This window comes from Nostoc sp. CHAB 5715, assembly GCF_020829685.1.
Classification (GTDB): Bacteria; Cyanobacteriota; Cyanobacteriia; order Cyanobacteriales; family Nostocaceae; genus Nostoc.
In genome coordinates this window covers 1-5,275 of record NZ_JAIVFR010000528.1, presented here as the reverse complement: position 1 = coordinate 5,275, position 5,275 = coordinate 1, and the positions used below count along the sequence as shown (strand labels likewise).

Here is a 5,275-nt window from a genome sequence, read left to right as displayed (position 1 = left end):
GTCATTTATTGAATTCGGGTGGTCGTTTATTGAATTGGAGGTATCGTTCATTGAATTCAAGCAGTGGTTAGGGTGGAGTAAAACCCAGATTCAAAGAACAACGTAGAGACTTGTGTGTACACCGTAGTTATAAAGGGGAGGGAACTGGATTTTCTGGTTTCCCCCCAATACATCGGGGAGCCACTGCGTTGGGCGGCTCTGCCGACAGCCAAGCAAGTGGCGTGGGATTAAGGGGGGTGATTAAAATCACAGTCAAACACTTTTCAAACATCCTCTCAGATAGATTATTCTGGCTGGCTACAGTATTTATTCATCTGATTGACTAATGTATCCGACTGCTTGCCAAGTGTTGTAGCTGTTGTCAGTGCTGAGTCAATTTCGGCTCTCGCCTTTTGGATTTTTTCTCTACCAGGTGTCGAGGCGTCTGCTGTCTTGGTTACACCAAGCGCCCTAGCTGCAATGGCGATCGCTTGACTAAGATTTTGAAAAATCTTGACAAAACCGCTTTGAAATTCTTTCAGCTTAGGATCTTTTAAATTCAGTTCCTTAATCGATTTAGTCACAAATTCTAAATCTTTAGATAGCTGTATGCTGGTGATTACTTGCGTTCCTTTATTTTTATCAATCAGAGAAGTTCCGGCATTCACAACTCGAATCAGTCGCTGGCACTGGGAGACTTTATTTTCGCTGCAACTAGTAATGAACAAAGCAATGCTTAGGCTAACAGGAGCAATAACGGTATATTTATGTGAAACAGACATTAACACCCCAACACCAATAAAATAGGAGTCAGAATTCAGAATTCAGAATACTCTACCCATAAAGGGATAGAGTTTTAAGGCGAGAATATTTTAATTTTTTTCGCTTAACTTCGGGCGAGGTTTTAACCAATATTCGTCACCCACTCGTACAGAATTCATACCTGTTTTCTGACCGGAGGCGGAGCGTCTCCGGCTCCGCTCCTGAGTTCTGAATTCTTCTTATAAAACCGAGAATATAGTATCCAATATTACGAGAAAATAAGGTAACTAAGGTAGGGGCATTGGGCATTGGGCATTGGGCATTGGTTATTCGCCTTGTCTTCCTCATCTCCCTCATCCTCCCCTGCTCCCCCTGCTCCCCCATCTCCCTCATCTCCCTCATCCTCCCCTGCTCCCCCTGCTCCCCCATCTCCCTCATCTCCCTCATCTCCCTCATCCTCCCCTGCTTCCCCTGCCCCCTGCCCCCTCATCTGGAATTACCAATCTGTCGGCAAACCCAATTGGTCTAAAGTAGCACCATCTTGCAAAAGTGGCTGAATATTGCTGTCTATTTGAATGCGGCCACCAGACAGTACCAAAGCGCGTTGAGTAACTCTGCCTAGCCAATGTAGGTCATGAGAAGCAATTAATATCACCTGCACTGGTAACTTTAACAACACTTGCGCCAAATGACGCCGCCATGCTGGATCAAGACCGTTAGTCGGCTCATCCAAAATTAGAATTGTCGGGTCTAGGGCTAAAATTGAGGCTAGGGCGACTAGGCGTCTTTGTCCACCGGAGAGTTCGTGGGCGGAACGATTGGCGTAGGCAAGGAGGCCAAAATCAGCTAATAACTGCCGGGCGCGATCGCAAGCTTTAGCTGGTGACATTCCATAGTTGCGTGGCCCAAAGGTGATATCTTCTAAGATGGTGGGCATAAATAGTTGGTCGTTGGCATCTTGGAAGCTAAAGCCGATTTGACGACGTACTTGGGCTAGAGTTTTCGGTTCTACCGGGATGCCATTAATCGTAATTTTCCCAGCTTGCGGTTGTTTTAAGCCGATTAGGTTCTCCAGCAAGGTGCTTTTTCCAGAACCAGTTGCTCCCATCAAGGCCACGCGATCGCCCGGATTTAAGGTAAAAGAAATTTCTTGTAATACTGGCTCTTGGCGGGAATAGGCATACACCAAGTTCTCAACCTCGACTACGGGTGCGTGGGGGTTATGGGTTGGTGATTGGGGATTAGAAGTTAAAGATTTCAAAATTCACAAACTCAATATTGACAACTGCACTAAATTCTGTAGGAAGTAATAGTTACACAAGCAGCGATCGCCCAAGCTGCTAGTATGGCAAAACGCTCTTTTGGTCTGAGGGTAGAATCTATGGGCAATTGCCCGTTGTAACCACGAGTTACCATTGCCGCATAGACTCGCTCTGCCCTGTCTAGACTACGGAGATACAAGGCTCCAATCATGGCAGCACTAGCGTAGCGCAGCCATGCCGCAGTTCCATTCAAACCGCGTAATTGAGCGCTACGCTGCATCTGCGTCACTTCTGAGAGCAAAATTTCCATATATTGCCCTGCTAACAACAAGTTTTCTTTTAAAGGTGCTGGTACGGGTAAGCCTTTGAGGGCGATGCCGAAACTGTGAGGCGGTAAGGTTAACAAAAAACTATTCATAGTAACCAAACAAACCAGAGAACGAACTAGCAAAAAACTGGCTCGTTCCCATCCCAAGGGCAATGCCAGCAATGACAAAAAAATCAATTCTGTACCGAGTAATCCTCCCAAGCGGCGAATGGGTACGCGCAACAGCCAAGCCCATAAAAGTGCGATCGCGCCATATACACCTAAGCAATACCAAGCATAATGCTTTAATAAAGCTGCTCCCACTACAATCACTAGTGACAGTTGCAAACGTAACGGCAAGGAAAGTTTAAGCATTCTTCGGTTTCACTACCTTGGCAATTCCAAAGGCAACAGCAAAGCAAACCGTAGCTCCCAAAAGTCCAGCGATACTTGTGCCAATTGGCCCCAAACCTTCAATACCATAGTCAGCTAAGGGAGTCGGCACAATTACCCGTACTTTCTCGGCTAAGTCGATGAAGCCCGTATTTTCGGCGACTTTCTCCAAACCATCAGGCCATGCTGAGGCAAAGAGTGATAGCACTCCCGCAATCAAGAAAATGGCGACAATGGGTACAGACCAACCGCGAAACTCCTGCTGTTCCCCTGGTAACAAATCTGGTCTGGCTGTGGCTAAATAAGTCAGCACACCCCCAGTAATTATCCCTTCGCCAATGCCAATCAGAATATGCACACCAGTCATAGCTGGTAAAACTATAGCTACGGGTGCAGTTCCTGAAAGGGCTAACTCAATGGCACAAGCGACAGCAGCTACCACTACACTTACGCCAGCTGCAATGCCAGCAGCTAAAGGTAAGCGCCCTTTAGACCCTCCAAACAGCCTCTGCAAGGTTTGGGTTAAAACCCAGCCAACCCAAACACCAACTACTCCCATGTTCAAAATATTCGCTCCCAAGGCTGTAATGCCACCATCAGCAAATAGCACAGCTTGAATAATTAAAACTGTGGCGATACACAACGTTCCTGCCCACGGACTGCCCAAAATGATCGCAGCTAAGGTTCCCCCCAACAAGTGACCACTAGTACCCCCTGCTACCGGAAAATTGATCATCTGGGCGGCAAAGATAAAGGCGGTGGTTAGCCCCAGTATGGGCGCACGACGGATACCAAAAGCCTGCTGCGATCGCTCTAAGGCAATAAAGAGTGCTGCTACACTCGCTAAACCAGTAGCCCCTGCCACTGGAACAGAAACAAATCCATCAGGAATATGCATGATCTACCCTGTACAATAGACGTTTATTTACTCAATACAAGCAATAAAACAAAGGCATTAAATTAATAACAAACAAAATTCTCACCTTTTTTGCAATGCCCTCTTAGGGGATTTTATGCTGTGACTTTCGAGATATTTACTATCCAATGGCTGCTAAATATAGGACTAATATTTGATTTCTGAAAAAGCTCGGTACAACTCGAAAAGCCTAATTCCTTATTCCCTACTCCCTACTCCCCACTCCCCGCCTACGTAGATAATTTCAAAAATCAAATACGATTCCTATAGTATACTTATTTCCTAGTTTATTAATTTCTATTAACTTTATTGTAATGTGAAATTATGAAGACAAACTCATCCAACTCGCTGTTAACAGTACCAACTGGGCCACTAAAGATTTCAGAGTTGCCCCCTAGCGATGTGGGTACAGGTGGTGAATCTATCTATCTTTCCCTAGTAATTCCTACTTATAAAGAACGTGACAACATCAAAAATGTGGTCAGTATATTAAGTCAGTTACTGGATGAATCTATTCCAGGAAACTATGAATTGATTGTGGTAGACGATGATAGCCCAGACCGAACTTGGGAAATAGCACAATCCTTGATCACAGAATACCCCCAGTTGCGGGTGATGCGACGGCAACAGGAACGGGGGCTATCCTCAGCGGTGATTCGTGGGTGGCAAGCAGCCACAGGGAATGTGTTGGGGGTGATTGATGGAGATTTGCAGCATCCACCAGAGGTGCTGATGCAACTGTTGCGTAGTGTTGAGCAGGGAGCAGATTTGGCAGTAGCCAGTCGCCATGTGGACGGAGGCGGCGTCAGTAGCTGGAGTGTTGTTAGGCGTGTCTTGTCTCGTGGCGCTCAGTTGTTGGGCTTAGTGATTTTACCGGGGGTACTGGGTAGAGTTTCCGACCCAATGAGTGGTTATTTTATGGTGCGCCGGAGTGCGATCGCCAATGCAACACTCAATCCAGTTGGATACAAAATTCTTCTAGAAGTAATCGGGCGGGGAAAGGTAGATCAAGTCGCCGAAGTTGGGTATGTGTTCTGCGAACGCAAAGAGGGTGAGAGTAAGGTGACATGGAAGCAATATATAGATTACATCCACCACTTGGTACGGTTGCGGCTTTCCACAGGACGGGTAGGACCATTGAGTAGAAAAGTCAATTTCCCAATTGGTCGATTCGTCCGCTTTGGGTTGGTTGGCTTTAGTGGCGTATTTGTGGATATGACAATACTTTACTTACTTAGCGATCCGACTACCTTGGCTTGGCCACTGACACGCAGCAAAATTATTGCTGGTGAGATTGCAATTTTAAATAATTTCTTCTGGAATGACGCTTGGACATTTGCCGATGTCAGCGCCAAACAGCAAGGATGGCAACAACGGCTGAAGCGGTTTGTGAAATTCAACGCCATTTGTCTTGCTGGACTGGTATTGAATGTATTGGTATTAAATTTGGTATTCAATTTTCTTATTCCTAACCGTTATATTGCCAACTTTATTGCGATCGCAGTTGCTACCATCTGGAATTTCTGGATTAATTTGAAACTTAGCTGGCGCGTCACTGATGTGAAATAATCACAACGACGGATTTGAGATTTTGATTTTTGTTCTTAGACTTTAGAACGAACTGAAATCTAAAACGTCAAATCTACAAGTCCATTC

The 5,275-nt window shown here is 45.7% G+C and carries 6 protein-coding genes; 1 reads left to right on the top strand and 5 read right to left on the bottom strand.

The genetic code is table 11. The features are described 5' to 3' along the window. Positions 1-284: 284 nt before the first annotated feature. The 5 genes from LC574_RS25115 to LC574_RS25095 form a co-directional block, all read right to left on the bottom strand. A complete protein-coding gene (locus LC574_RS25115; RefSeq protein ID WP_229456263.1) occupies positions 285-761 on the bottom strand; it encodes a hypothetical protein in 477 nt (158 codons plus the stop codon). Positions 762-1,009: 248 nt separating this feature from the next. Then, positions 1,010-1,231 (bottom strand): hypothetical protein, encoded by a 222-nt coding sequence (locus tag LC574_RS25110; RefSeq protein WP_229456262.1) that lies wholly within the window; start codon positions 1,229-1,231, stop codon positions 1,010-1,012. 6 nt (positions 1,232-1,237) lie between these two features. Then, positions 1,238-2,002 (bottom strand): energy-coupling factor ABC transporter ATP-binding protein, encoded by a 765-nt coding sequence (locus LC574_RS25105; protein ID WP_229456261.1) that lies wholly within the window; start codon positions 2,000-2,002, stop codon positions 1,238-1,240. Positions 2,003-2,031: 29 nt separating this feature from the next. Beyond that, on the bottom strand, positions 2,032-2,685 hold the full coding sequence (locus LC574_RS25100) for an energy-coupling factor transporter transmembrane protein EcfT (protein ID WP_229456260.1): 654 nt from the start codon (positions 2,683-2,685) through the stop codon (positions 2,032-2,034). Beyond that, on the bottom strand, positions 2,678-3,601 hold the full coding sequence (locus LC574_RS25095; protein WP_229456259.1) for an energy-coupling factor ABC transporter permease: 924 nt from the start codon (positions 3,599-3,601) through the stop codon (positions 2,678-2,680). Before LC574_RS25095 ends, LC574_RS25100 begins: the two co-directional genes overlap by 8 nt. A gap of 342 nt (positions 3,602-3,943) precedes the next feature. Between LC574_RS25095 and LC574_RS25090 the strand changes: the two genes are divergently transcribed. Further along, positions 3,944-5,188 carry a glycosyltransferase gene (locus LC574_RS25090; RefSeq protein WP_229456258.1) on the top strand — a complete coding sequence of 415 codons (1,245 nt, stop codon included), beginning with the start codon at positions 3,944-3,946 and terminating at the stop codon, positions 5,186-5,188. The last annotated feature ends 87 nt before the right edge of the window (positions 5,189-5,275 follow it).

Excerpts from the sequence above, each read along its gene's own strand:
- LC574_RS25115 (WP_229456263.1), bottom strand. The coding sequence starts at position 761 with ATGTCTGTTTCACATAAATATACCGTTATTGCTCCTGTTAGCCTAAGC.
- LC574_RS25110 (WP_229456262.1), bottom strand. The coding sequence starts at position 1,231 with ATGAGGGGGCAGGGGGCAGGGGAAGCAGGGGAGGATGAGGGAGATGAG.
- LC574_RS25100 (WP_229456260.1), bottom strand. The coding sequence starts at position 2,685 with ATGCTTAAACTTTCCTTGCCGTTACGTTTGCAACTGTCACTAGTGATT.
- LC574_RS25095 (WP_229456259.1), bottom strand. The coding sequence starts at position 3,601 with ATGCATATTCCTGATGGATTTGTTTCTGTTCCAGTGGCAGGGGCTACT.
- LC574_RS25090 (WP_229456258.1), top strand. The coding sequence starts at position 3,944 with ATGAAGACAAACTCATCCAACTCGCTGTTAACAGTACCAACTGGGCCA.